The organism is Nostoc sp. ChiVER01 (assembly GCF_034531155.1).
Lineage (GTDB): Bacteria > Cyanobacteriota > Cyanobacteriia > Cyanobacteriales > Nostocaceae > Nostoc.
Map to the genome: position 1 here is coordinate 476,116 of NZ_JAVRBS010000002.1, position 26,788 is coordinate 502,903.

Annotated in this window: 20 protein-coding genes; 6 read left to right on the plus strand and 14 right to left on the minus strand. The window is 40.5% G+C overall.

Translation table 11 applies throughout. From position 1 onward, the window contains the following. Window positions 1–18 precede the first annotated feature (18 nt). Both RMY00_RS04490 and RMY00_RS04495 read right to left on the minus strand, forming a co-directional pair. A complete protein-coding gene (locus RMY00_RS04490; RefSeq protein WP_322646389.1) occupies window positions 19–603 on the minus strand; it encodes a Uma2 family endonuclease in 585 nt (194 codons plus the stop codon). 116 nt (window positions 604–719) lie between these two features. After that, the gene (locus RMY00_RS04495; protein ID WP_174709474.1) at window positions 720–1,358 is read right to left on the minus strand and encodes a peroxiredoxin; all 639 of its coding nucleotides are present in this window, start codon (window positions 1,356–1,358) and stop codon (window positions 720–722) included. 435 nt (window positions 1,359–1,793) lie between these two features. On the opposite strand from RMY00_RS04495, the gene RMY00_RS04500 reads away from it, so the two are divergent. After that, window positions 1,794–2,507 (plus strand): hypothetical protein, encoded by a 714-nt coding sequence (locus RMY00_RS04500; RefSeq protein WP_322646390.1) that lies wholly within the window; start codon window positions 1,794–1,796, stop codon window positions 2,505–2,507. On the opposite strand, the gene hpsP is transcribed toward RMY00_RS04500, so the two are convergent. The 9 genes from hpsP to RMY00_RS04545 all read right to left on the minus strand — a co-directional run bounded on the left by hpsP (window position 2,504) and on the right by RMY00_RS04545 (window position 13,690). Next, the gene (gene hpsP / locus RMY00_RS04505) at window positions 2,504–3,682 is read right to left on the minus strand and encodes a hormogonium polysaccharide biosynthesis glycosyltransferase HpsP (RefSeq protein ID WP_322646391.1); all 1,179 of its coding nucleotides are present in this window, start codon (window positions 3,680–3,682) and stop codon (window positions 2,504–2,506) included. The two genes, RMY00_RS04500 and hpsP, sit on opposite strands and share 4 nt — an antisense overlap. A 39-nt stretch (window positions 3,683–3,721) precedes the next feature. Then, on the minus strand, window positions 3,722–4,897 hold the full coding sequence (hpsO, locus tag RMY00_RS04510; protein WP_322646392.1) for a hormogonium polysaccharide biosynthesis glycosyltransferase HpsO: 1,176 nt from the start codon (window positions 4,895–4,897) through the stop codon (window positions 3,722–3,724). Between the two features lie 31 nt (window positions 4,898–4,928). Then, complete coding sequence (hpsN, locus tag RMY00_RS04515; RefSeq protein ID WP_322646393.1) at window positions 4,929–5,909, minus strand: hormogonium polysaccharide biosynthesis glycosyltransferase HpsN; 981 nt, start codon at window positions 5,907–5,909, stop codon at window positions 4,929–4,931. Window positions 5,910–6,037: 128 nt separating this feature from the next. After that, window positions 6,038–7,195 (minus strand): glycosyltransferase family 4 protein, encoded by a 1,158-nt coding sequence (locus RMY00_RS04520; protein ID WP_322646394.1) that lies wholly within the window; start codon window positions 7,193–7,195, stop codon window positions 6,038–6,040. Window positions 7,196–7,206: 11 nt separating this feature from the next. Further along, a complete protein-coding gene (gene hpsL, locus RMY00_RS04525) occupies window positions 7,207–8,862 on the minus strand; it encodes a hormogonium polysaccharide biosynthesis protein HpsL (protein ID WP_322646395.1) in 1,656 nt (551 codons plus the stop codon). Window positions 8,863–8,898: 36 nt separating this feature from the next. Then, window positions 8,899–9,666: a glycosyltransferase family 2 protein gene (locus RMY00_RS04530; RefSeq protein WP_322646396.1), complete on the minus strand. Its 768-nt coding sequence runs from the start codon at window positions 9,664–9,666 to the stop codon at window positions 8,899–8,901. A 233-nt stretch (window positions 9,667–9,899) separates the two neighbouring features. Then, window positions 9,900–11,369: a phosphoglucosamine mutase gene (gene glmM / locus RMY00_RS04535; RefSeq protein ID WP_322646397.1), complete on the minus strand. Its 1,470-nt coding sequence runs from the start codon at window positions 11,367–11,369 to the stop codon at window positions 9,900–9,902. 365 nt (window positions 11,370–11,734) lie between these two features. After that, window positions 11,735–12,604 carry a hypothetical protein gene (locus RMY00_RS04540; protein WP_322646398.1) on the minus strand — a complete coding sequence of 290 codons (870 nt, stop codon included), beginning with the start codon at window positions 12,602–12,604 and terminating at the stop codon, window positions 11,735–11,737. Between the two features lie 261 nt (window positions 12,605–12,865). Further along, window positions 12,866–13,690, minus strand: coding sequence for a PIG-L family deacetylase (locus tag RMY00_RS04545; RefSeq protein WP_322646399.1), 825 nt, complete (start codon window positions 13,688–13,690; stop codon window positions 12,866–12,868). Window positions 13,691–14,464: 774 nt separating this feature from the next. Between RMY00_RS04545 and RMY00_RS04550 the strand changes: the two genes are divergently transcribed. Beyond that, window positions 14,465–15,181 (plus strand): heme oxygenase (biliverdin-producing), encoded by a 717-nt coding sequence (locus tag RMY00_RS04550; RefSeq protein WP_322646400.1) that lies wholly within the window; start codon window positions 14,465–14,467, stop codon window positions 15,179–15,181. 211 nt (window positions 15,182–15,392) lie between these two features. Here RMY00_RS04550 and RMY00_RS04555 read toward each other — a convergent pair whose 3' ends face one another. Continuing rightward, entirely contained in the window at window positions 15,393–16,985 is a 1,593-nt protein-coding gene (locus RMY00_RS04555) for a DUF1565 domain-containing protein (protein WP_322646401.1), read from the minus strand. A 377-nt stretch (window positions 16,986–17,362) separates the two neighbouring features. Here RMY00_RS04555 and RMY00_RS04560 point away from each other — a divergent pair, with 377 nt between their 5' ends. Further along, window positions 17,363–18,043 carry an SDR family oxidoreductase gene (locus RMY00_RS04560; RefSeq protein WP_322646402.1) on the plus strand — a complete coding sequence of 227 codons (681 nt, stop codon included), beginning with the start codon at window positions 17,363–17,365 and terminating at the stop codon, window positions 18,041–18,043. A 136-nt stretch (window positions 18,044–18,179) separates the two neighbouring features. Here RMY00_RS04560 and RMY00_RS04565 read toward each other — a convergent pair whose 3' ends face one another. Both RMY00_RS04565 and RMY00_RS04570 read right to left on the minus strand, forming a co-directional pair. Further along, window positions 18,180–18,821, minus strand: coding sequence for a Crp/Fnr family transcriptional regulator (locus tag RMY00_RS04565; RefSeq protein WP_322646403.1), 642 nt, complete (start codon window positions 18,819–18,821; stop codon window positions 18,180–18,182). A 497-nt stretch (window positions 18,822–19,318) separates the two neighbouring features. Then, window positions 19,319–21,700 carry a phosphoketolase family protein gene (locus tag RMY00_RS04570; RefSeq protein ID WP_322646404.1) on the minus strand — a complete coding sequence of 794 codons (2,382 nt, stop codon included), beginning with the start codon at window positions 21,698–21,700 and terminating at the stop codon, window positions 19,319–19,321. A gap of 478 nt (window positions 21,701–22,178) precedes the next feature. Between RMY00_RS04570 and RMY00_RS04575 the strand changes: the two genes are divergently transcribed. The 3 genes from RMY00_RS04575 to RMY00_RS04585 form a co-directional block, all read left to right on the plus strand. Next, window positions 22,179–23,819 carry an AAA-like domain-containing protein gene (locus tag RMY00_RS04575; protein ID WP_322646405.1) on the plus strand — a complete coding sequence of 547 codons (1,641 nt, stop codon included), beginning with the start codon at window positions 22,179–22,181 and terminating at the stop codon, window positions 23,817–23,819. A gap of 65 nt (window positions 23,820–23,884) precedes the next feature. Then, a complete protein-coding gene (locus tag RMY00_RS04580) occupies window positions 23,885–24,070 on the plus strand; it encodes a hypothetical protein (protein WP_322646406.1) in 186 nt (61 codons plus the stop codon). A 140-nt stretch (window positions 24,071–24,210) separates the two neighbouring features. Further along, on the plus strand, window positions 24,211–26,788 hold a 2,578-nt coding region (locus tag RMY00_RS04585; protein WP_322646407.1), incomplete at its 3' end, for an AAA-like domain-containing protein.

Consider the following 26,788-nt stretch of genomic DNA (forward strand, 5'->3'; position numbering starts at 1 on the left):
AATTTAAATAAAATTTTCTTACCAAACTTTACTCATATTCAAAATAAACCCAGGCAATACCGACTCGCCGCTTACACTAGCAGGATTATCTAAACATTCCTCTGGCAATCCAGGACGATAAATATAAACTTTATGCTGCTTACGGTCAATCAACCAGCCTAACTGTATTCCTGGCTCGTTCATATATTCTTCCATTTTTTCCTTCAAAGTCTGAAGGTTGTCGCTGGGAGATTTGAGTTCGACTACAAAATCTGGACAAATAGGAGCAAACTTTCGCTGTTGTTCTGAAGATAAAGAATTCCACCGTTCTAGTTTAATCCAGGAAGCATCTGGAGAGCGTTCTGCACCTGTTGATAACTTAAATCCGGTACTAGAGCTAAAAGTTATACCTGTACCATCTTGTTCCGACCAAACCCATAGCTGTCCTGAGATATTAACTTCTCGGTTTCCTGTCTCTGAACCAGTAGGAGGCATAATTACCAATTCTCCGAATTTATTTCGCTCAATGCGTAAGTCACGATTCACCTGACAGAACTCAAAAAATTGTTCGTCTGTCATTTGCATTGATGATGGAATTTGTAAAACCAAAGGGGATGAGAACATAGGGATTTCCTCCAGGTTCGGATACCTAGCCGACTAACTATATTCTCACGCAAAGAAACAAAGACGCAAAGTTATATCTTTGCGCCTTTGCTTTTTATCAGAAATCATTCTCAGATTTACTTGTTAGGCTGAGGAGTCATCCGCAGATAGGGTTTGATTTCCTCGTAACCTTTGGGGAATTTTTCTTTGAGTACTTCTGGATCTTTGAGTGAGGGGACAATTACAACATCCTCTCCATCTTTCCAGTCAGCTGGTGTCGCCACGCTGTAATTATCAGTCAATTGCAGAGAATCAATCACCCGCAAAAGTTCATCAAAGTTACGTCCCGTGCTGGGAGGATAGGTGAAACTCAGGCGGAGTTTTTTATTGGGGTCAATCACGAAAACCGATCGCACGGTCACAGCCGCATTAGCATTGGGGTGGATCATGTCGTACAGATCGGAAACCTTGCGATCCGCATCTGCCAAAATTGGGTAGTTAAGAGTGGTGCTTTGAGTTTCTTCAATGTCTCCCACCCAGCCTTTGTGAGATTCTACGTCATCAACGCTGAGTGCGATCGCTTTGACATTGCGCTTGTCAAATTCTGGTTTTAGCTTGGCAACTGTGCCGAGTTCTGTTGTACAAACAGGTGTAAAATCAGCAGGGTGAGAGAACAGCACAACCCAGCTGTCACCTGCCCATTGGTAAAAATCGATGTCGCCGTGTGTTGAGGCTTGCGTAAAGTTGGGTACTGTGTCACCTAGACGGAGAGCCATGTGAGATTCCCTGTAGTTGAAAGGCATATATATTCTAGTATGCCATCATGACATAAAATCCCTATTTCCCAATCGGACTTTAGCAGTTTGAAACAAAATTTTAAGTTTTCAACACTCTCAGATCATGGACAAGAGGGAGATACAAACTATTGACTAAGGTACATATATATGCTTTTAATTAATATGTTTTTCCTACAGGTTTTTCTTTACGTAGAGGATTGCAAATATCAGGGTGATAGCCAACTACAAACCATTGCATATTTAATGTTATTGAGTTGCAACATTTCCACATTATTGCAGAATTACGAGAAAATTTCTTAGCATAGATGCAATATTATAAGAAGTTTCTCAGTTGTTGCGAATTGAATTGTCATAAGCAATTAATGAAAAGAAAGACTACAAATATGTTTATTATTTTTGAATTTTAAATTACTTATGATGATAGTAATCTTTTTGGTTATTGGTGTTATCCTTAGCACAACTGCAAGTTTTGCTTTTGGAGTTCCCTGGTTGATGCCAATTTTAGGGGCTGCTGTCCCCTATCCCATTTTATTTTTACAAGTACGTCGTCAACAATATAAAAGTGCTTTTTGGTGGATGTTATTGTGGGGAGTTTTGCAGAGTATTGCTGTAATTGTAGCAACAGCTCTCGCGCCAGAAACAGCAGCAAAAGTTATCCACCGTGGACAGTCATATACTACAGAGATGTTGCACTGGATTCGCACGGGAGAAGGCATGGAAGGTTCACTGCGTTTATTTTTACCAAACCATTTATTGCACTACGGAATTTTTTGTATTCTCTGCGTTGTCACCTTAAGTAGCATGGCATTAATATTTGGCACTTGGATGCTGAACTACATGAATTTTTATGTTGCAGAATTGGTAAAAATTAGTGCTAAACCTTGGCTAGCAGCTATTTTAGGGTGGTATCCGTGGTCAATTTTGCGGATAATCGGGTTTATTGCCACTGGGGTGGCTTTAGCTGCATTAGGATTAAATCTAATAACTCGTATCAGAGGCGAAGTTCCAAAGTCTCTCTTTCCGAAAACTTATATGTTGATTGGGATTGGTTTTGTGATTGCGGATATCGTTGTGAAAGCGGTTCTAGCACCTATTTGGCAAAAACTGCTTTTATCTGCGTTGGGTTAAATTAGTTTATTGTCCAGAATTTTTTGGTAGGCTTGGATTGTTTGCTTTGCGATCGCATCCCAGCTAAAATTTCCCAAGGCATATTTTTGGGCGTTTAATCCGCGTCGTTGGCGTTCTGCGGGATTTTGCAAAGCTTCTTGCAGTAACTCTAATAGTGCTTGCACATCTGTTGCACCTACCCAACCCGACTCGCTATCATGTATCTGCTGACAAATATGTACTTGGTCAGAAATGACTACGGGTACACCTGCAACCATCGCTTCAGCTACAGCAATTCCAAAATTCTCGTAGTAGGAAGGCAAGACAAATAAATCAGCAGCTTGTAGTAAACTAACTTTAAGTTCACCAGTGACAAAGCCAGTAATTGTAGTGTGCGATCGTAGTGGTGAATTTTGAATTTGAGATATTATCTTTTTTTCATAATCTGGATCTTGAGGATTTGTCCCAGCTAAGACAAAATGAAACTTATAACCAACCGCTAACAGCTTCTCTAGCGCCGGAATCAACAAATCTAACCCTTTTTTCGGGTCAATTCGTGACATAAACAATACTAAAGGCACATCCTCTGATATTTCTAACTGACTATATACATTTTTAACGGGTGATTGAGGCGGAATCACACCCAACGGAATCACCAAATCTGGCGTAGATACTCCAAATTTTTCTGATATTTTAGCTTCTTGTTCGCTAGTAAAATGAATTGCTGCGGCACTAGCTAAATTTTGACGTTCTATAATTGCGACATAAAGCTGTTTTAATTGTTTTTTCTTCTGTAAATCAGCCGGATCGAGAGTACCTAAAGGACGGAAAATATAAGGTAGCTTTTGCTGACGACACACAATAGCAGCAGCACTACTTATAGGAGAAAATAGAGCATGAATATGTGCAATATCAAACTCATGAGCATGACGTTTTAGCCACTTTAATAAATCTAGAGAAAATTTGTAACGCCGAAATGGGGCACAACGAAAGTGAATTATTTCATAACCATCTTGTTTAATTGGGCGATTTAAAGGAACATCCAGAGGTATTTGACCATTATCACCATTACTATTAGTTGTGACAATTGTAACTTTCACTCCCTCTTTTACTAAAGCTGGAGCTAATCCTAGTACCATTTGACTAGGCCCACCGTAAATCAGAGAAATTGAGGGAACAATTTGTAATATTTTCATTTTTTTGTCATTTTTTTGTTACTCACTAATAACCAATGACTAATGACTCTTAAGCAATTCTTGATAAAACTCTAATTGCTGTTTAGCCAAAGCTTTGTTTGTATATTTAATCATTGCTTTTTGATAGCCCATTTCACCCAGAGTGTGAGCAAAATCTGGTTTATCCATTAATTGAACTAAGCAATTAGCAAGGGCTTGAGCATCACCTTCAGGAAATACTAAACCAGCATCGCCAATTACATAGGGAATTTCACCAGAATCAGAACCAATTACAGGTACTTGGCAAGCCATCGCCTCAATTAGTACATGACCAAATTGTTCTTTCCAGCCAACAGAAGTTAAGGTTTTAAACTTGTAAGTTGTTTCTGAAGGTAGTACTAAAGTACTCATTAAATTGATATAGTTTGCAACTTCGTCATGGGGAACACTTTCTACCAAAATTAATCGTTCTTCAATATTGTTTTCTATCGCAATTTTCATTAATTCATTTTGCAACTCTCCTCGTCCCAGCAGGAGTAATTTCCAAGGTTTATCTTTCAAAGTTATTAAGGCTTGTAAAAGCGTCAACAAACCCTTTTCCTGCACAAATCGGCCTACAAAACCTACTACAAAATCTTCTTTTTCAATGCCGAACTTAGTTGCTAACTGTGGTTGAGCTTTGAGAGTAAATAAACTTTCATCTACACCCAGTTGCGGCATGATTTTAATTTCCCCTGTATATCCCCGTTGTCGCAAAATCTCTGCCCCATCCTGATTACCAGAAATAATACCGTGGCTGTGGTTGAGGTTATATTTTTCTAATAAAGAAATTGGCAATTTCAGTTCGTAAGGAAGATTCCACCAGGTAAAAAATAAATTTTTTGCCTTGAGTCCTAATAGCTGATTTAAGGCAATCATTTGAGTATAAGCCAAGGCTCTAGAACCTTGTTCAACTTGGATGATTTGCGGGCGAAATTGTTTTAATAAAGATATCAAATCAGCACCAAACGTAAGAAGTCCCTGATGATTTTGACTAAAATTAGAAACTGGAACTATTCTAAATCTGCCTTCATCACAGTATTCAGTTTCAATAATTCTGTTTTGTACACCCCCTGGTTTCCAACGCTTTGGGACTACAACTGTAACTTCAATGTCAGATTCTAGTTGAGATAAAGCGCGTAATTTCTCACAGTTGAGGTCTACGATATAAGTGTGACTAGCAACTAAGATTTTCATCTATCCTTTGTTATTCACTAATGACTAATGCCTAAACTTGTTCATCCAATCGGCTGTAAATTTGCCCATCGTTCCATAGTGATTCAATGACAGTACCCAAGGCTTTGAAAAAACCTAAAGTATAGAAAATAGCGCGAGTGGCAATTTTTATGGGCGAACCGCTTTTGTGACAAGGTGGGCGTCCGAGAACGTGACAGTCAAATAAACGGGCGTATAAGCGTAAAGCTTGAGTAACAGTGAGGTTTTTCAGCCCTAGTAGGAAATGGTTGTGATAAAAGGTGAGTTGATATTGTAGCGATCGCATACTAATATCATGACAGCCTCCTGTTTCTTCACCTAAATGCACCAAATGGGCCTCTGGGTCGTACCAAATTTTATACCCCGTCTGTCGCACCCGTAAACAAAAATCTGACTCTTCGCGTACAGCACTACCGCGAAACCTCTCATCAAACCTTAGTCCGTACTTAGTAAAAATTTCGCGGCGAAATGACATATTGCAACCCCTTGCTGTCAGTACTTGCTGGGGTTTGATGGTATGTACCAAATCAATATGATACCAAGCAATTCCCGGGTCCATAGCTTGGGGAGGCAGATATTCAATCTCTAAATCTCCTCCAGAATCACCCAATTTCATTCTGTCAAATACCCGTCCGGCTACAGCCCCCACTTCTGGATTTTGTAAATAATTTTTCGCATGGGCTGTTAACAATTTTGGGGTTAGCTGAACATCATCATCAATAAATAATATTATTTCACCAGATGACCGCCGCACAGCATAATTTCGCGCTCCTGGCAAACTTGCCCAATCTAAGCGCAACCACTTAATTTTACCTGCCCCCGCCATCTCTTCTAGATAGGCTTGAATTTCTGGCTGGTGTTTTGCGGTTTGGTCTACCACTAAAACTTCAAAATTTGGATAGTCTTGTTTCAAAACATCTACAATGCTATCCCGTAGGGCTTCCTCTCGACCATAGGTAGGGATAACCACAGTAATTAATGGCCAATTATCCATAATTTTTATTAAGTGATTTTTCTACTTTGATAATAACCTTATAAAATTTAGCTTTCATTAAGCTATTATTGCCTTAATTTCAAGTCAGTCAATAGCCGAAGTACTGCTTAAAAGTTAGCTTTAACTCTTTATCCTCTTGCTGCTGCTGCATAAAGCTCATCAAATAACTCATTTTGCTTTTCAGAGTTATGTACAATTTGCGCTTGAGCTAACGCTCCGGCACTTAAAAATTCGTAATGTTCTCGTTTATCACTTCTATCAAGAAATTGGGTAATTTGTTGCAATGCTTGTTCTGCCAAATAATCATAAGTGCTGTTTAAAATTTCCCAATATTCATTAGTTTTAGTTTTTTCTTCATACAGCCAATTACTCCAGTGCCTATTTTCATTAATTGGTAAATTTAAAACATAGCCATTTTCGCCATGACGAATAAATTCTGGTAAAGCACATACATTTGTTGTAATTGCAGGAGTTGCAACCGAAAAACCTTCGATGATACTATAGCCGTAAGTATCATGTAATGTCGCCATTAATTGAAAATGACTTTGTGATAATAACTCAAGAACTTTGTCATTAGGGAGATTTTTGTGAAAGACAACATTCTTTAAATCCAATAACTTTAAATCCTCTACATATTTGGTTTCATCGGGAAAATCTGTCGGGACTCCTGAACCACGCCCCAGATCGGAAATTATATGTATAGTAATAGGTAAACCTAACTTTTCAGCTTTTTTAGCAAGTCTTAAAGCAACAATCCCACCTTTGCGGGCAATGTGATTTCCTATAAATATAAGCTGGAGATTTTGCTGTTGTTGATAAAGTTTTGATTCGTTAACCCTTACTGGAAAGCTTGGATGGATTACCTCCAACTTCTTACTTATTGTTTCTTTTATTTTCCAACCTTCCATCCGCTTAATTAATCTCAATTTGGCATAATCTGAGATAGCTATAAGTTTTTGGCAATTTTCTAATGCTAATCGATTATTTAACAATTCATAAATTGCAGCTTCACCTTGGTTTTGAGGATTTCTATATAAAAAACGATGATCCTCAAAGGTAACAAACCAAGGTTTATTTGTATATAAAACTTTGTTGAAACAATGAATAGCTTGGTATCTTCCCCATATAGGTTGCCAGGGAAAAAAGCTGCTTAAAGGATACCAAATTTTTTCTATAGGATATCTGCCTGTGGGGAAAGGCTTAGGACGAATGAGTATATGCCGAGAATTTCGAGGTGAGTTTGGAATGCTGAGGTGTTTTTGACCTACTATGATAACTTTTGCCATTTTTCTTTAATTTAAATTGTTTTTAGACGTTTTTTCTTATTCTTTTGCTCAGGATTAGCATCTTCTATATCTTGTTTCTCTAGTTCTGGTAATTTAAAAAGAACTCCCGCAAAAAACCAATAATAGACAGCAACCGGGTCAACATCCAGAGGATAGTAGTAGGTGTTGTAGCTAATAAACAATATAAACACCCACAAAGCTGCTCCGTAACTGCGGAAATTACGGTTCTTTATGGAGCGATAGGTTTTAAAGCCAATAATTGTTAAACTTGTTACCAAACCTAAAAAAGCTAGCACTCCAATAATTCCCACTTCAAAAAGTACTTTGGGATAGTAGGTTTCCACTAGCTTAGTTTCACCCATTACGCGGGCAGAGTTAGTTGCTCGACCTAAACCACTTCCTAATGGCCCGTCTACGTTTTTCCAATTTTCTTGAAACTGTTGAACGATAAAATCTTGAGGTGGTGAAGCCTCCCATCGACCTGTAAAACTCTCGGTTCTCTCTTGGACGACAGCAGGGTTAGTCACCATTGCTATTCCCAGAACTAGAGCAAGTCCTATTCCTATGGGGATAAATCGTTTCAGGTTGCCAATTTGACCAGTGAGCAATAGCAAAATTCCGAAGCAGATTGGTACTAAAGCTAAGGCGATTCTCTGTCCAGAAATTACAGCATTGATAAAGACTGTCACTAAAGAACCCAAACCGACCAGCCGCCATATTGGGGAGGGATCGGTGAAACCGGTAGCAAAGGTAAAAAAGGTGCTAGAAATTAAGAACCATGCCCACTGCCAAGGAGCTACAAATGTCCCCGGTAGGCGAATGACTCCTTCTTCAGGACTATATAAGAGCGCTCCACCAAAATAACATCGGGCTTCTAGTGATGTGACAAATAAGGCATTTCCTTCAAGACCTCTAGTGCCTTGACATACACCAGTTAGTAGTAATAGGTATTGAATAAATCCCAGCACGCAGCATATCAGTATGAGGGCAATCTGGAGGCGTGATAAAAATAGAAAATCTCGTTTATCACGAATTAGATAATAAGCACAACCAATCAAGGGGACATAGCCTAAAAATACTTTCAGTCCCAGAATGCCCATACCTAATGGTATTTCTTGGGGTGCTTTTTCCAATAATCCGACACTAGGCGGGTTAAACTGCTGTCCACCATTAATAAATAATAGTGTTAGCAGACTACAACCTAAAACAATATAAAGTGGAATTTTAATGCCTTGGGGAATAATTAGGGGTAGCCCCTGTTTACGGCAAGTCTGCCAAAGTCCAATTAGGGCTGGAATATAAAAGGCATCTTTAGCTAATTGGAGTATGGGACTATTGCCCAAGTAATAGGTGATAGTACCCCCAATAGGTACGTAAATAATGAAGGTATATAGCGCTTGACGCGGGTATTTGTAAGAAAGGGATATGATGATTATCCCTAAAACACCAGGGATTGCTGCCTTAATTCCACCTACGAAAAAAAGCACAATGCCAATGAAGACACCGCCAAAGGTGGCGGTGGTGAGTAAGCTAGTGAGTTCTTTACGTGCTTGGGCTGCTTTGCGTTTTTGAGCTAACTGTTCTTTGAGGTTAAGGGTAGAAGTTTCCTTTTTAGCCTGCTTTTTCGAGTTTTTAGATGGTCGGGATTTTGATTTTATTTTCGGCATAATGGTGCTTTAGCCTATCAGCCTCAGGGAAATATATTATAGTTGACAAACTTCTCTGGATTGCTGTAATTCATACAATCCGAATTCATCTATAACTGATTGATTTAATAATTTGCGATTAAAAATGCTAAATTTTAATCTTTTTGAATTATCAAAAAGATTTTCTCCTGTATCCAATATATAAACTGCACCTGGGAATGGCAATGATTTAATAGGTTTTGCTCTATTATTTAAAATATCTCTGACTTTAGCGTGGTCGATATAATATCTGTAGTATCCATAGCCACGATTATATTCTGCGGTTTCAGGCAAATCATTCAAATCATATCGGATAATATTACAACTACCGCACATTTTATAAAAATTGTTTCTTTTAATATATATGTAATTACTGCCTTCTTGATATTTATAACCTTTATTTATAAACCATCCATTAGAATCTGGATATTGTTGAATAAATTTTGCTAAATTTTTACTAACACAATCATCAGCATCAACTGTCATAGTGTGAGTAGGGGAAAATTGACGAGCATAAACTAATCCTTTTAATATTTTACGCCCTTTATCTGTATCTCCTTTAGCTACAGGGTTAGTTTCGTTAGGAGGAGGAAAATCAACTGTAATATATGTGATGTGAGAATGAGTGAATTCTATTTTTGGTTTTTCGTGACAAACAACAATAACGTGAAAATTTGGTGAAGTTTGACTGCAAATTGATTTAATACATCTTTCAAATAATTGTGTAACACGTTCCCAGGAATTGGAAACTTTTGCACTTTTGAGTGGGATAACAAAAATAAGCATAATATTAGCTTAGAACATATAGCTAAGAATCTCGAAATAAATAATAACACGTTCAGAGTGACGCCAGAACTGATTATCTTGACGCGATAAGTTTTGTTGACAAGTAATAAGTCGGTCACGAGCTAACAATACAGATACAAATGTCACAGCTTCTACAAATTAACCAGCCTTGGTCATTAGTAGAAGCTGTGACGTAAAATTGGCGCTTGTTAAAAGCTGAGATAATAGCTAATTTAGTCCATCAAATGTTGTTCAACTTTTGAAACTAATTCATTTGTCCAGTAGTTGGTAAGTTCAGCATTGGCAGCTTCTACCATAACCCTGATTACTGGTTCTGTACCAGAGGCGCGAACCAGAATTCTGCCAGAATCACCCATTGCAGCTTCAGCAAGAGCGATCGCTTCTTGCACAGGTTGACAATCTTGCCATCCTAAACGGCGATCGCGATCGACAACTCGCACGTTTCGCAACAATTGCGGATAGGTTTGGAAGCTTTGATCTACTAATTCGCTAAAGGGAACACCCGCCTCTTTCACCAAAGCTGCTATATGTAATGCTGTTAACAAGCCATCCCCAGTTACGGCATAATGACGGCAAAGAATATGACCTGATTGTTCCCCACCTAGCATTCCCCCAGTCCGCAACATTTCGGCTTGTACATATTGGTCGCCGACTGCGGTACGAATTAAGTTACCACCAATTTTTTGCCAAGCTTTCTCAAAGCCTAAGTTGGCCATGACTGTAGATACAATCAGGTTGTCTGGCAGTTGTTGGTTTTGTTGTAAGTGGCGTCCCCATAGGTAGAGAATGTAGTCGCCGTTAACTTGCCTGCCAGTATTGTCTACTGCTAAGACGCGATCGGCATCGCCATCAAAGGCAAAGCCGATGTCGGCGTTGTGTTCTTTTACTGTGGCTGCAAGAATATCCAGATGCGTAGAACCGCAGTTAACATTAATGCGATCGCCATCTGCTTCGTTATGCAAGCAGATTACCTCTGCTCCCATTTCTGTAAATACTGCTGGTGCTAACCCGACTGCTGCTCCCCACGCCAAGTCTAAAACAATCTTCATCCCCTGAAGCTTTGTGGCATGATTCAAGGGTTTTTTCAACGCCTCGCTATAATGCCCCACTAACTCGAAACGGGAGTAATGCCGTCCGCAATTACTGATAGCAATAGGTGATATTTTGCCACGCAGTCCGGCTTCAATTTCTGCCTGCAATATTTGGGGTAACTTCCCACCATCGGCACTAAAAATTTTAATACCATTGTCTTCTGGCGGATTGTGGCTCGCAGAAATCATCACCCCGCCAATGGCATCACTGATGCTGGTGAGATAAGCAATGCAAGGAGTGGGGCATAATCCCAAATACCAAACCTCTAGCCCTGCTGCTGTTAACCCTGCACTCAAAGCCATTGCCAGCATATCGCTGGAATTTCTAGAATCTTGTCCGAGAATGACTGGCCCTACTTGAGTAGCATAGTTACGTAAAACAATCCCTGTCCAAAAACCAACTTGCAATGCTAGAGGCGCACTCAGTAATTCTCCTACTCGTCCCCGAATCCCATCTGTGCCAAATAAGGGATTTGCTGGTAATGAGATTAAATTTAGTTCAAAACTGCTCTCAATCCCTTTCCCCAATCCGTCAATTTCAGAAGCAGAATCCCCCGGAATGCCCGGTGTCCGAGTTATAAATGAAACCATCTGTTTCAATACTCCACACAATCACACTAGAAAATAGCATTTAACACTTGATTTAACAATTTTGACAGAAAACTTTTTCTCAAATCTTGTACCACAAACCCAATGACTGGAATTAGTGGCTAAAACCTTCGCGTAGCGTTCCGTAGGGTAAGTTCCCTTTGAAGTTCTGATCTAAATCTATAAGAAACTGTTATTTTACGGAACTCGCATTTTTCATGCTAGGCGATATGATAGCAATCGCGTTAATGGGATGCTCTCAAAGGTAGTTTTAAAAGAAAATTGAGTTTCTTGCAATTGCGAAGCCAAGAACCTAGATTTTTTGCCTAAAAACCTGATTTTTAAACTTGGATAACAGTGTTCAGATATCAGTTTAACAAAGAAGAGCGAACAATTTTGAACCGCATTTTTCTGTAAAAATGCATAAATGCGTTTCCAAGTTTATCTATAGCTTTGCTCATGAAAGAGCGTTTAGGGTATAAAATATTTTTGTGATCTTCAAAATACTGAGAAATTTCATCCCTATTTGATTGACCCTTGCTAATTTTTACTAACTCAATTTTATTATTGAAAAATGATATGCCTTGCATCTCACTCCATCTAACTGCCAGTCCAGCTTTATAAGCAGCTAACCCTATTGCACTCCCTTCACCTTCATAAATTCCATTTAGTTCAAAGTAATTAGCAAGCATATCCCATTGTTGCAAAAATTCAATTTCTTTACCTGCATCTTTAGTGACTGAAAATAAGTACTCGTGAACAAAACTAATCTCTTTCCAATTTGTTTCCAAATTAAGAACTTTTGTTGCATTTTTAACAACTGTAAATTCTTTCACAAATTTATTACTAGCAGTTCCTGCAAGAACTTTAGTAAATTTTTTTGGCATATCCATACAAGCTCTAGCGCTAATTCCTGGTGTTAGTAGCCATTCCATATCTTCTGGCACTGGTGCCAAGATTCGCATATCTGAGTCTATGAATATACACGAATTAAAAAGTGACAGAGCTTTTGCGATCGCAAATCTTTTATCGTGGTAACACTTAACACCCTGTTGTTCATGCTTAAAGACTAAAACTTGAGAATGGTTACTAAATTCTTCAGGATGATCGGTTAAAATAATAAAGGAAGTGTTAGGGGAATATATTTCTATATCTTTTGCTAGCAAGGAAGCAAGAGCGCTATATTTTTTGCCTAGAGCTAAAGTACAAAAGCAAAAGTTTTTTTCTGATTTAATCATTGGTTTCCTATTAATTTTAAATAAAGAGATTAGGGACTTTGAAAGTAGGCTTTTTGGACGCAAGCTATTTATTGATGTATTTATTACATCAATAATTTAGCTATGCAGCAATGAATAATTGGCTAAAAACCACACTAAATCTTAGATTTAGTGATTAACAAGAAAGTAGTTGTTCTGAATTTTTCACTAATTTCTCTTTTGCCTTATTCATTCAAACAATGTTAAAAACAATTTCGTTTTCTCCAGTTACAAAGGAGAAAGTTATAGCTTTGGCAATTCTGATTTGAAAAAAACCTCATGAGGTAAAAAGAAGCGCCAGAGAAAACCAGGAGGTAGTACCGCGCTAGATTCAGCATCTATAGGTAAATATTGAGAACGATAGGTTTTGATCGCTTCATTTTTTTTGGATTGCACTGTGTGAATTGATAATCGATAAGCACTTGCCAATTCATCAAACTTGAGATCCCGAAATAATAAAGATTTCCAAAGTAACCAGATGGCATACTCCCACAAATCCACCTTAACTCCAGCTTTAACAATCGCAGTCTTAACAAGTTGATAAGTAATCTCATGATCTCGACTCCGATCTTTTTTGTGAGTTACGTAAACTTCCTGAGGCTGAAATGTATGCAACAATTGCGCCATTTCTTCAATGGTTTGCTGCTGTTCGGCTTCTGTCATCTTGTGTAGTGAGCCATCAGATTTATTAAGAAAGTGAATATCTTTTGAATCAACACCTAGAATGTTTAAAGCTGTCAGTGCTTCTTGTCTACGAATTTGAATAATTTCAGAGCGGCTAATCTTGGAATTACCTTGATGAGAACCCCCTCCATCTGTGACAAAAACAACCTTAATAGGTACACCTTGTTCTCGCTTGAGTGCAATAATTCCACCACAGCCGAGTGCTTCATCATCTTGATGAGGAGCAAACACAACTAGCGATTTGTCGCTAACATTTAGTGGTTGACTACCTCGATACAAAAGCCAGTAGAACTGTAGCCGGATCTGAAGTTCTCGCAATCGATAGTTAAACAGCCATAGCTTATTGTGCAAACTAACCTTTAAACGATTTAAAATATTTCTCATATAGGAATCGTATTTGATTTTTGAAATTATTTACGTGGGCGGGGAGTGGGGAGTAGGGAATAAGGAATTAGGTTTTTCGATCTGTACCGAGCTTTTTCATCAATCAAATATTAGTACTATATTGTTTATGTAATATTTATTGAAATTAACTAGCTCAAAGGTTGAAATTTAGTTTATTGGGTACTTATAGCATAATTAAAACAGGTTATATGTCTGGCATTGAGACTTAATTTTTGCCAATTATTGAGTTAAAAAATGCTCTACAATCCATTATTAATAATGAAAATATAAGCTTTTACCTCAGTTAAGATATTTGTAATATATCATTTGCATATTGTATGCTCCTCAGTATCTATACTTAAATTGGTATTAAGTTTTAGATGTTTTGTGAAGAACTACTGAAATAATAAAAGTTCGCTAATTTATTATTTAGGCATTCATCTAATTAGAATTAATACGAGGATTAAGAGATGTTTGATTTGGGCATGAAGTTGACTTAATTTAAAAATTAGTGTCTTGTGTTGTTGCCTTCGGAATTTTGGAAACACAAAAGCTGATTTTCTGATTGGGAAATGGTAAAGAAGTAATTTTCATGCGTTCAAAGCAACTATTTGTTGGATCTGTGTTGTATAAAAAAATACATTAGCTTTGAAGCTTAAAAAATTTTAATATAAATTCTCATCAAATAGTTTTAAGGTAACGTTTTAATGGCTTTTTTAGCCGTTAGTGAATTAAGACTTCGGTAGTTAACTTTTTAAAGTTGAGAAATTTAGCATGAGCAGCAATTTAGCAACCAAATTACGTGTAGGCACTAAGAAAGCCCACACAATGGCGGAAAATGTAGGTTTTGTCAAGTGCTTTTTAAGAGGAGTAGTCGAGAAAAACTCTTACCGAAAACTTGTTGCTAATTTCTACTTCGTTTACTCAGCGATGGAAGAGGAAATGGAAAAGCATCGCCAGCACCCAATTGTTTCCAAAATTAACTTTCCCCAGCTGAACCGCAAGTATACCTTAGAGCAAGACCTAAGTTATTACTTTGGTGCTAACTGGAGAGAGCAAATCAAGCTATCTCCGGCAGGTGAAGCTTATGTAAAGCGCATCCGGGAAATATCTGCCACAGAACCAGAACTGTTAATCGCTCATTCATATACTCGTTACTTGGGTGACTTATCCGGGGGACAAATTCTCAAAAATATTGCTGTAACGGCGATGAATTTGTCTGACGGCCAAGGAACAGCCTTTTATGAGTTTCCAGAGATTCCTGATGAGAAGGCATTTAAAGCCAAATATCGTCAAACTTTGGATGAATTACCCCTTGACGATGCTACAACCGATCGCATCGTTGATGAAGCTAACGCCGCCTTTGGCATGAACATGACGATGTTCCAAGAATTGGAAGGCAATTTGATTAAAGCGATTGGAGTAATGCTTTACAACAGCCTCACACGGCGTCGTACACGTGGCAGTACTGAACTCGTCACAGCTGAGTAACTGTGTTGAGATTGCGGAGTATGGTGTGTCGAGTCATATAGATAAGATAACCTGATGAAGAATAATTCATAGGTGTTTTTGGTAAAAGAGCGATTGATGCTCAAATATTTAGGGGCAATAGCCCTATGACTGCTTTTGATTAGTAAAAGCAAGCATGGGGAAATTGCCCCTAAAAAATCATGCAATTTTGCAAAACAAATTATTGTAGCAATTAAGCAACAATATAAGGCGAGTCAATCGCAGCTACACGACCAGCGTCTACCAAGGCTTGGTATACCATCACCGTTACCTCAGCGCGTGTAGCATCGCGGGTAGGATTGAGTTGTTTAAGGTTCGGGTGATTGACGATAATCCCCTTGTTTATAGCTTTTACTACCTCATCCTTGGCATATTCAGGAATCTTTGCTTGATCATCAAAAGTTTTGGTAACGGTTGTACTATCAGCAGATAACCCCAATCCATTCACCAAGGAAACAATTACTTGTACACGCTGGATATTTTTGTTGGGGGCGAAGGTATTGTCAGGAAAACCAGAGAGGAATGAACCTTGATATGCCTGCTGAATTACCTTGGATGCCCAGAAGTCTGCTGGTACGTCTTTGAATTTGATCGCGGTGCGGTTTGGCGGTGGATTGAAAGCTTTTACCAGTAATGCGGCGTATTGCGCCCGTGTCATCGTAGCATCCGGTTTAAATGTGCGATCGGGAAAACCATTAACTATGCCCAATTTGACTAATTCCCGAATAAAGCCACCTGCCCAATGATTTTTAATATCGGTTAATTCTATAGTGGGCGTGGGAGTTGGTGTCGGAGTGGGAGTAGGTGTTGGAATGGGAATGGGAGTAGGTGTTGGCGTTGGAGTGGGTGTCGGTGTTGGAGTGGGAATGGGGGTGGGAGTGGGAATGGGAGTAGGTGTTGGTGTGGATGTCGCAACCGAACTATCTGCAAACTCTACGTTTCCTGTGACTTTAGACGCATCTATTTTATTTCCCACAGAAACCAGCTTGTTAGAACTGGCATTTTGCAAATTAAATTTACCGTTATTGCGTAGAGTATTGCCTCCTAAGTTATTGGTACTACCGATATCCGGTAGGGCAGTTCCGATTACTGTGATACCATCGTCAGTGTTATTTTCGCAGACATTGTTACGCAATATAGGACGAGCGCTGCCAGAGATGACAATTCCAGAACGGTTTTCGTAAACTTTGTTATCTCGAAGGGTGGGTGATGCAGTATCGCTAATGGCAATGCCAAAACCTGTTTTTAAGCAGGTATTATCTTGAATTTGACCTTTGGAATTTTTAGCGATCGCAATTCCATTGGCTGCATTCTCACTGAATACATTACCTAGAATAACTGGATTAGCCTCACCTGTAGTAAATACTCCCTCCCGCCTACAGTTGGTAAAGGTGCTATTGGCAACAATAGGGGCGGTAGATTCAATCCAGACACCACTACCACGACTAGCTAAATTTGTTACAGTCACTCCTCGCACTTCGGCTTTATCCATTAGCACAAATGTGACATTCTGAGCAGCAAAAGTACGGCTTAGGTAACTACCACTTCCTTCAATTAAAATGCCATTGCCTTTATTGGTTTCATTACCCACCACTGTCACGCCAGATGGAACCGTTAGCGGAAAGACTTCACCGCTAGCAGCATTGTAATTACCATTTGCTAGTTGAATTTTGGTGTTCTCTGTAGATACCTTAAGAGCTTGCGTAATAGTTTTGAATGGGGCTTGTTGGCTACCAACGTTGGTGTCGCTACCTGATACTGGATTTACATAAAAAGCCTGAGCCATATTTATACTTCCAAAAAATACATAGCTATCTTAGCGCTAACCATGAAAGTGGATAGCGTTTGATGCATTAAGTAACTTTAAGTACTTCTCTGTGCAAAGTTAAATAATTATACAAATGCTTTTAGGTTTCACTAGTACTCGACTAGCCCAAAATTGCTAATTTCAACAAGTTGTCTTAGCAAAGTGTTAGAAGCAGCGATCGCACTTTCTTCTTGTTGACGTGTGGCTGCAATTTGCATAATGATACTGGCAGTAGGGTTAAGAGAAGACGCAAAGCCGGGTTGTGCATTTGTTATCGATTTACAATATGCAGGGCATTCGATAAAAATAGCTACCCACGAAAAGTTTGCTAATGATATGTTTAATAGCAGAAAAATATGACTAAACTCATCTTAATTACAGGCATAAGCAAAGGTCTAGGTTATGCGATGACCGAGCGTTTTATTCAAGAGGGACATACCGTTATTGGTTGCGCTCGTTCATCAGATGCTATCGATAAAATACATCAGAAGTTTAGTGCGCCCAACTATTTCACATCTGTAGACGTGGCAAATGAACAGCTTGTAAAAAAATGGGCACTAGATGTATTGAACAAATATGAACCGCCAGATATAGTGATTAATAATGCGGCAATTACTAATTACCCAGCACCTTTGTGGGAAATACCATCCGAAGAATTTTCTGATCTAATAGATATCAATATCAAAGGAGTAGTGAATATAATTCGCCATTTTGTACCAGCAATGGTGACAAATAAACGGGGTATTATTGTTAACTTTAGTTCTGGCTGGGGACGTTCTACTTCAGCCCAAGTTGCACCATACTGTGCTTCCAAGTGGGCAATAGAAGGATTAACTCGTTCTTTGGCACAAGAATTGCCGACTGGTATGGCAGCTATACCCCTCAATCCAGGGATTATTCATACAGATATGCTCTCTATTAGTTTTGGAGAAGAAGCTGCTAATTATACACCCGTGTCTGATTGGGTATTGAAAGCTGTGCCATTTATTCTCAAGTTGAAACCCAAAGATAACGGGATTCCGTTGACTATACATTAACGTGAGTTCGACAAGTCTATTGACCTCTCTCCCAGCCTCCATTTTCGAGAGCAGACTGGCTCGGTACACCAAGCAATCGAGCGTATTCCTCTTTAATCATCAAATAACATTCGCAAGATGTATCTTCCAACCCCGATCAATTCAGGATGGCGATCGCTCCTCGCTTGTAGCTAATCATTCCGGCTCGGCTGAGTCTACCTGCTACCTCTGTAACACTAGTACGACGACAGCCCAGCATTTTAGCAATATATTCCTGAGTTAGCACGAATGTATCTGATTGTACACGGTCAGCGATGAAGAGCAAACAACGAGCCAGGCGTCGTTCTATAGTGTGGAGGCTGTTGCAGGCGAGTGTTTGTGTAACTTGAGTGAACAGCCCATGAGTATAACGCAACAGCAAACTTTGAAGCTCTCCACCTCGGTTAAACTCGGCTTGGAGGAACTCTGTCTTCATCATCATAGAACTGCCTGTAATCTGCACAAACGCAGTTGTATTTGTAATGTTACTGCCCCAAATTACAGGAACACCTACCATGCCATCATTGCTCACCATGCCAGCTTCGACAGTCGAGCCATTTTTCTGGATACAAATCAAAGAAACCATTGACTGATAGGGAAAATAGACGTGTGTTATTGGTTCATTGGCTTTGTAGAGGACTTGCTTAACTGAAAGCTCGACTCGCTCTAGAAAGGGAACTAGGTGTTGATACTCAGCTTCTGAAAGAGCAGCAAGGATCTGATTTTCTATTGGTAGATGAGGTTGGTTAGATACTGACATGGAGAACCTACAAGTGCAATTGTTCTTTTAAAAGCAACTAATGGCAGCTTGAGATAAGCCAGTAACTAGTCCCAGTATGTCAAAAGATGGTTTTATATCCAGAAGTTGTAAACTTCACAATTTAGAACGCTAGATTAAATCGTACTTTTAAGAAAATTGTAATTTAATACCAATTTCTTACAGTAATTCCTAAAAAAGGGAGAAGCAGGGAGAAAAGTTTCCCCTTTGCCTCTATATCCTCATTCCCTTTTAACAAGTGGTGGGGGTTTAAGTCCCCTGTCTCTACAGACAGGAGGTTTTGTGTCGGGGTCTAAATTCCCGTCACAAACCCGTCACAAAATGTAATTGCGTTAGCGTAGCGGGGCGAAACCCATTGCGTTAGCGCAGTGTTAGCGAGTCTTGCCTACGGCACGCCAAGGGCGAACGAGCGTCATTGCTCTCTTCGTAGCGGGGCGTTCGCTTTTAGCGTCTCGCAGAGAAGCCCATTGCGAATTGTTTTAATAGGGCCACTTCCAATCACGAATTTCAGGCATATCGTCGCCGTACTTCTCAATGTAATGTTTGTGTTCGATCAGCTTATCTTGCAACTGCTGTTTAACATAAGCTGCTCTATATCCTAGTTTTGGTACGCGATCGATTACATCCATCACTAGATGGAAGCGATCTAGCTCGTTAAGCACAACCATATCAAAGGGAGTAGTGGTGGTTCCTTCTTCTTTGTAGCCACGCACATGTAACTGATCGTGATTGGTGTGGCGATAGGTTAAGCGATGAATCAGCCAGGGATAGCCATGAAAGGCAAAGATAATGTGTTTATCGGTGGTGAAAATCGTGTCAAAGTCTTTTTCGCTCAAACCGTGGGGATGTTCGCTTTTTGGCTGTAGTGTCATTAAATCGACTACGTTTACCACCCGCACCTTTAACTCAGGGAAGTGCTGGCGCAGAATGTCCACAGCCGCTAAAGTTTCTAAGGTGGGAATATCCCCAGCACAAGCCATTACTACATCTGGTTCACCGTCTTGGTCGTTACTTGCCCATTCCCAAATGCCGATGCCTTTGGTGCAGTGCTTGATAGCAGCATCCATATTTAGGTATTGCAATGCTGGTTGCTTTCCGGCAACGATAACGTTGATATAGTTACGGCTTCTGAGACAGTGATCGGTTACTGATAGCAAAGTGTTGGCATCGGGTGGCAAATACACGCGAACGATTTCTGCTTTTTTATTAACTACATGGTCAATAAAACCGGGGTCTTGGTGCGAGAAACCGTTATGGTCTTGCCGCCAAACGTGGGAGGTGAGGAGGTAATTGAGGGAAGCAATCGGTTTACGCCAAGGAATATGTCTGGTAGTTTTCAGCCATTTGGCGTGCTGATTGAACATCGAGTCAATGATGTGGATAAATGCCTCGTAGCAAGAGAAAAACCCGTGGCGTCCTGTGAGGAGGTAGCCTTCTAACCATCCTTGACAATTAGTTTCGCTGAGAATTTCCATTACCCGACCATCGGGGGAAAGGTGGTCATCTTCTGGGAGAATCTGGGCTGCCCAATCCCGGTCTGTGACTTCTAGCACAGCGCCTAAGCGATTTGATACCGTTTCATCGGGCCCAACGATGCGGAAATTGCGGCTTTCTTGGTTAAGTTGCATGATATCCCGCAGGAATTTTCCGGCAACTTGGGTAGCTTCAGCGATCGCTTGCCCTGGTTTGAGAACATCTACAGCATACTTTTGAAAGTCGGGCATCTTCAGGTCGCATAGCAAAAGACCGCCGTTAGCGTGGGGATTGTCACCCATGCGTCGATGACCTTTGGGAGCCAATTCTGCTAGTTCGGAAATCAGTGTGCCGTTAGCGTCAAAGAGTTCTTCTGGTTTGTAACTCTTCATCCAATCTTCTAGGAGTTTCAGATGTTCTGGCTGTTTGGCTATGTTGCCAAAGGGAACTTGATGCGATCGCCAAAAACCTTCTGTCTTTTTGCCATCAACTTCCTTTGGCCCTGTCCAACCTTTGGGGGTTTTTAAGACAATCATTGGCCACTGGGGACGTTTGGTGAAACCGTGTACGCGGGCTTCTCTTTGGATACTTTGAATTTCAGCGATCGTTATATCTAGAGTCGCCGCCATCTGCTGGTGGACATCTGCGGGATCGTCACCTTCGACAAAGTAGGGCTTGTAGCCGTAGCCTACAAATAAGCTTTCTAATTCCTCATGGGTGATGCGTGCCAGTACTGTTGGGTTAGCAATTTTATACCCATTTAAGTGAAGGATCGGCAGTACAGCCCCATCATGCACGGGGTTTAGAAACTTGTTGGAATGCCAGCTAGTTGCTAAAGCACCTGTTTCAGCTTCACCGTCACCCACAACAGCAGCAACAATTAAATCAGGGTTATCAAAGGCAGCGCCGAAAGCGTGGACGAGGGCATAACCTAGTTCTCCCCCTTCATGGATGGAACCAGGGGTTTCCGGTGCAACGTGGCTAGGAATCCCACCAGGGAAAGAGAACTGTTTGAAGAGTTTCTGGATTCCTTCTGCATCCTGGGAGATATTGTGATAATACTTAGTGTAAGTGCCTTCTAGGTAGGTGTTAGCTACCAGTCCAGGGCCTCCATGACCAGGGCCAGCAATATAGATCGTGTTTAGGTCATATTTTTTAATGACCCGATTCAGGTGAGCATAGATCAAGTTCAGCCCTGGTGTTGTCCCCCAGTGACCCAAGAGCCTGGGTTTGACGTGTTCCAGTTTTAGCGGTTCTCTCAGTAGCGGATTGTCGAGTAGATATATCTGCCCAACCGAAAGATAGTTTGCTGCACGCCAGTAGGCGTTTATCTTACGTAATTCTTCTTCTGTTAAAGGCTTTGTTTGTGGAGTTGTTGCTAATGTCATTATCGACACTCCATTAAAGAAGGTTTTTGGCGTATCATCCAGTCAGCAATTATACTTTTTTTCAAAATAATTACCATCTCTCCATGATGAGTTCTTCCAGCCTTTGTGATTAAATTCCTTGCTTATGGGCAACAATGGAGAGCAATGTCTAGAACGGGCAAAGCTTACCTACTAATTGATACTATTACTTAAGAATTTTTTCATTATAATTGCTTGGTTATGAAGTATACTAAAATGTTATTTTTAGCATTAATAAATAATTAGGATAAAGGGTTACTAATTTTCGGATTAATCGCTGCATATCAATCACAAATACTTTATAAGAAAGTGCCACTGACTCTTGCGTTAAACCGCCTTCACCGGAAGGTATAAATATCAAAGGCTCATTTACGGTAATGCGCTATCAGTAATTGTCTAGTTATCTGCTGTAGTAAACTACATCTAAGCCAGAAGCCTGCATTCAATAGTTGATAGCGCTGTGAAAAAAATCCTGATTGTGTCAGCTAATCCCGCAACGACAGACAAACTCCGCTTGGACGAAGAAGTAAGGGAAATTCAGGAAGGGTTGCAACGCTCTCGCAGCCGAGATAAGTTTGAACTGATTACTAAATGGGCAGTGCGGCCTGACGATTTGCGGCGTGCGCTTTTAGATCACGATCCTCATATTATCCATTTTTCTGGACATGGTAGAGGAAATCAAGGTTTAGCCTTAGAAAATAATACAGGGCAAATGCAGCTGGTGAGTACGGAGTCACTGGCAAGGCTATTTAAGTTATTTAAGGACAAAGTTGAGTGTGTATTATTAAATGCCTGTTATAGCGAGGTGCAGGCTGAAGCAATTTATCAACACATTAATTACGTGGTTGGGATGAATCGGGCAGTTGGGGACAGGGCGGCAATTAAATTTGCGGTAGGCTTTTATGATGCACTAGGCGCTGATAGGTCTTATGAGGATGCTTATGAGTTTGGCTGTAGCGCTATTGATTTAGAAAGTATTCCAGAGTCTTCTACCCCAGTGCTGAAAAGTCGGAATAATTCTAAAGGTGCTATCTCTGCTAACGGAGCTATTCCAGATACCGAGATAAAACCAACAGTCACCTTAGAAAATCCGGAAGGGCAGGTAGCTCTAAACTCTGCTTTTTATGTGGAGCGATCGCCTATTGAGGTAGACTGTTATGAAGCAATTCTTCAACCAGGGGCCTTAGTTCGCATCAAAGCTCCCCGGCAGATGGGCAAAACTTCGCTGATGTCGCGGGTTCTTCATCATGCTAATCAACATGGCTATCAGACTGCACCTGTAAATTTCCAGTCAGCCGATGCAGAATTTCTCGCTAATTTAGATCAGTTTTTGCAGTGGTTTTGTGCCAGCATTACCTACGAACTGAATCTACCCGATAAATTAGATGAGTATTGGAAGGGTGTTTTAGGTAGCAAGAATAAATGTACGAATTATTTTCAACGGTATTTATTACCCGCCATTAATAGCCCCGTAGCTATAGGTTTGGATGAAGTTGATGAAGTCTTCAAGCATCCGATAATTGCTGCTGATTTTTTTGGATTGCTACGAGCTTGGCATGAACGGTCAAAGAATGAGACAGTTTGGCAAAATCTCCGATTGGTAATTGTGCATTCTAAGGAAGTTTATATTCCACTCAATATTAATCAGTCGCCTTTTAATGTCGGCTTACCCATTGAGTTGCCAGACTTAAATCAAATACAAGTACAAGATTTGGTACAGCGTCACGGACTCAATTGGACTGAATCACAAACTAAAGAATTAATGACACTGGTGGGTGGTCATCCTTATTTAGTGCGGGTAGCGCTTTATGAAATTGCCCGTGGCAGGATGACGCTGGAAAATCTACAAAAAGTCGCGGCAACCGAGGAAGGGCCTTACAGTGACCATCTGCGCCGCCATTGGCTAAATTTGCAAGAGGATGCAGAATTGCTAGCGGCGGTTAAACAAGTGATGACAGCAAATCACGCCGTGGATGTCGGCACAACTGAAGCGTTTAAACTCCGCAGTATGGGGTTAGTTAAATTTCAAGGCAATGAAGTGGTGCCACTGTGTAAATTGTATCGTCAATATTTTTGCGATCGCTTAGGGTTGAAAAATTAAGAAAGTACATTAGGAGTGCAATAAGACTTTTATCTGCAATTACCATTTAACAAAAAGGTTTAACAATGGTTCAAGTTATTCAAGGAAAAGATATCACCCTAGCCCAACTCATAGATCAATTTGGGCTACAACGTGCAGACAACGAACAGTTTTTTTCAGAGTGGCAACAAGATTTACCTGATCGTGGGGATGACCTAGATACTGTGGTAAAAGTGTTAAAGCGTCTAGCTGATTTAATTCGTAATTCGTAATTCGTAATTCGTAATTTTGTAGGGTATGTTAGCTAAGGACATAACTTACCATCTCAATACTATCTGTGCTAATGCACCCTACCAAACTAGCTGTATTTCATAATTTTGAATTTTGAATTTTGAATTCGGAGCGAAGCGACGTGACCCAGTACCAGTATCAAGTCGGTGGTAGTCTGCCTCAAAATGCACCAACTTATGTTAGACGGCAAGCTGACCATGACCTCTATGAAGGCTTGAAGGCTGGGGATTTTTGTTATGTACTCAATTCCCGGCAGATGGGGAAATCTAGCTTGCGGGTGCAGGTAATGCAGCGTTTGCAAACTGAGGGATTTGCTTGTGCTGTTGTTGATTTTACAGCTATTGGGACGGCAGATATTACCCCAGAACAGTGGTATGCCGGGGTGATTGATACTCTGGTGGGAAGTTTTAATATTTATACAACTTTTGATTTAGATACTTGGTGGAATAATAACGGTTTGCTTTCACCCGTGCAGCGTTTAAGCAAGTTTATTGAAACAATATTACTTCAAACAATTACTGAAAAGATTGTTATTTTTATTGATGAAATTGATAGCATTCTGAGTCTTTCATTCAATTTAGATGACTTTTTTGCAGTTATCCGCGATTGCTACAACCGACGAGCAGACCATCCTGAATATAATCGCCTCACCTTTGCTTTGATTGGAGTATCTACGCCTTCAGATTTAATTCAAGACAAACGCCGGACACCTTTTAATATTGGACAGGCAATTGATTTGACTGGGTTTAAACTCGCGGAGGCGGAACCATTGGCGCGGGGTTTGGCAGCAACGGGAAATCCTCAAAAGGCAATGGCGGCGGTACTGGCTTGGACGGGGGGACAACCATTTTTGACGCAGAAAGTTTGTAAGTTGTTAATTGAGGAATGCCCTGTAGAAACGCGATTTATCGCGTCTTGTGAAGACAAGGAGGAATCCCAAATTGAGACGTTGGTGGCAGGGGTGGTAAGAAGGCGGATTATTGAGAATTGGGAAGGACAAGATGAGCCGGAGCATTTGAAGACGATTCGAGACAGAATCATGCAGAGTGGAGAACAGAGGACTGGGCGATTGTTGGGGTTGTATCAGCAGATTTTGCAGCAGGGAGAGATAGCAACCGATGATAGTCCTGAACAAACGGAACTGCGGCTGACGGGTTTGGTGGTGAAGCGGGAGGGGAAGCTGCGAATTTATAACCGGATTTACGCAGAGGTGTTTAAGCAGGAATGGAGTGAGAGAATCTTAGCAAACTTGCGCCCATACTCCGATACATTTAATGCCTGGGCTGAGTCGGAACGTCAAGATGAGTCGCGCTTGTTGCGGGGACAGACTTTGCAAAATGCTCAAGAATGGGCAGTGGGTAAAAGTTTAAGTGATTTGGATTATCAGTTTTTAGCTGCTAGCCAAGAGTTGGAAAAGCGTGATGTGCAGAAAAGGCTAGAGGCAGAGGAACAGGCAAAGCAAGTTTTAGCAGAGGCGAACCACAAAGCTAATCAACAGATTCGTATTGGCTCTGTGGTGTTAGGTTTTGCTCTGGTGGGGGCGGTAGCATCATTTATAGTTACTCAACTAAGTCTTCAGGCATCCAGGAATGCTATTGCAGTAGCACAATCAGCTAAGGTAGAAACAAATAACGCCCAAAGAGAGTTAAAAAACGCGAAGACAGAAACCGCAGCAACCAAGCAAGAGAATCAGCGTATATCATCTGAAAATAAACGGATATCTGAACAAGCGGTACAGGTAAAACGGAATCTTAGTAATGCAACTTCAAAACTGAATGCTGCAAATGTCGAAGTGAATCAGGCACAGCAAAACCTGAAGCTAGCCCAGAACAATGTGGTAGCAGCTAATGCAAAGGTTAGTCAAGCTGAAGTACAGGCAAACCAAGCAAATCAACAACGGCAAGAGGCAGTTAATGCCCGTAAAACTTCTGTGGAGGAACTAAAAAAGGCAGATGCAGCAAGAATTGTTGCTTTAAAGGCTACGCGATTGGAACAAGACGGAACAAATGCGCTGCGAGTGTTTGCTGATTCAAGGGAAATTGACGGACTGTTGTTAGCAATGCGGGCTTCTAAAGAATTGAAAAGTCTGGTTAAGGATAAACAATCTTTAGCAGACTATCCCGCTTACATCCCTCTGTTTAGTTTACAGACTATTCTGCTGAACATTCGTGAACAAAATCGCCTAGAAGGTCATAGCAGTCTTGTCAACCGCGTCGTGTTCAGCCCGGATGGCAAAACTTTAGCTTCCGCCAGTTTTGACAACACCATCAAATTATGGAATCGGGAGACGGGCAAAGTAATTTCTACCCTGACTGGGCATAGCTATTTCGTAGTCAACAATGTTATGTTCAGCCCGGATGGCAAAACTTTAGCTTCTGCCAGTGATGACAACACCATCGAATTGTGGAATCTTGAAACGGGCAAAGTAATTACCACCCTGACTGGGCATAGCGCTGAGGTCAACAGTGTCGTCTTCAGCCCCAATGGCAAAACTTTAGCTTCTGCCAGTGATGACAACACCATCGAATTGTGGAATCTTGAAACGGGCAAAGTAATTACCACCCTGACTGGGCATAGCGCTGAGGTCAACAGTGTCGTCTTCAGCCCCAATGGCAAAACTTTAGCTTCTGCCAGTGATGACAACACGATCAAATTGTGGAATCTTGAAACGAGCAAAGTAATTACCACCCTGACTGGGC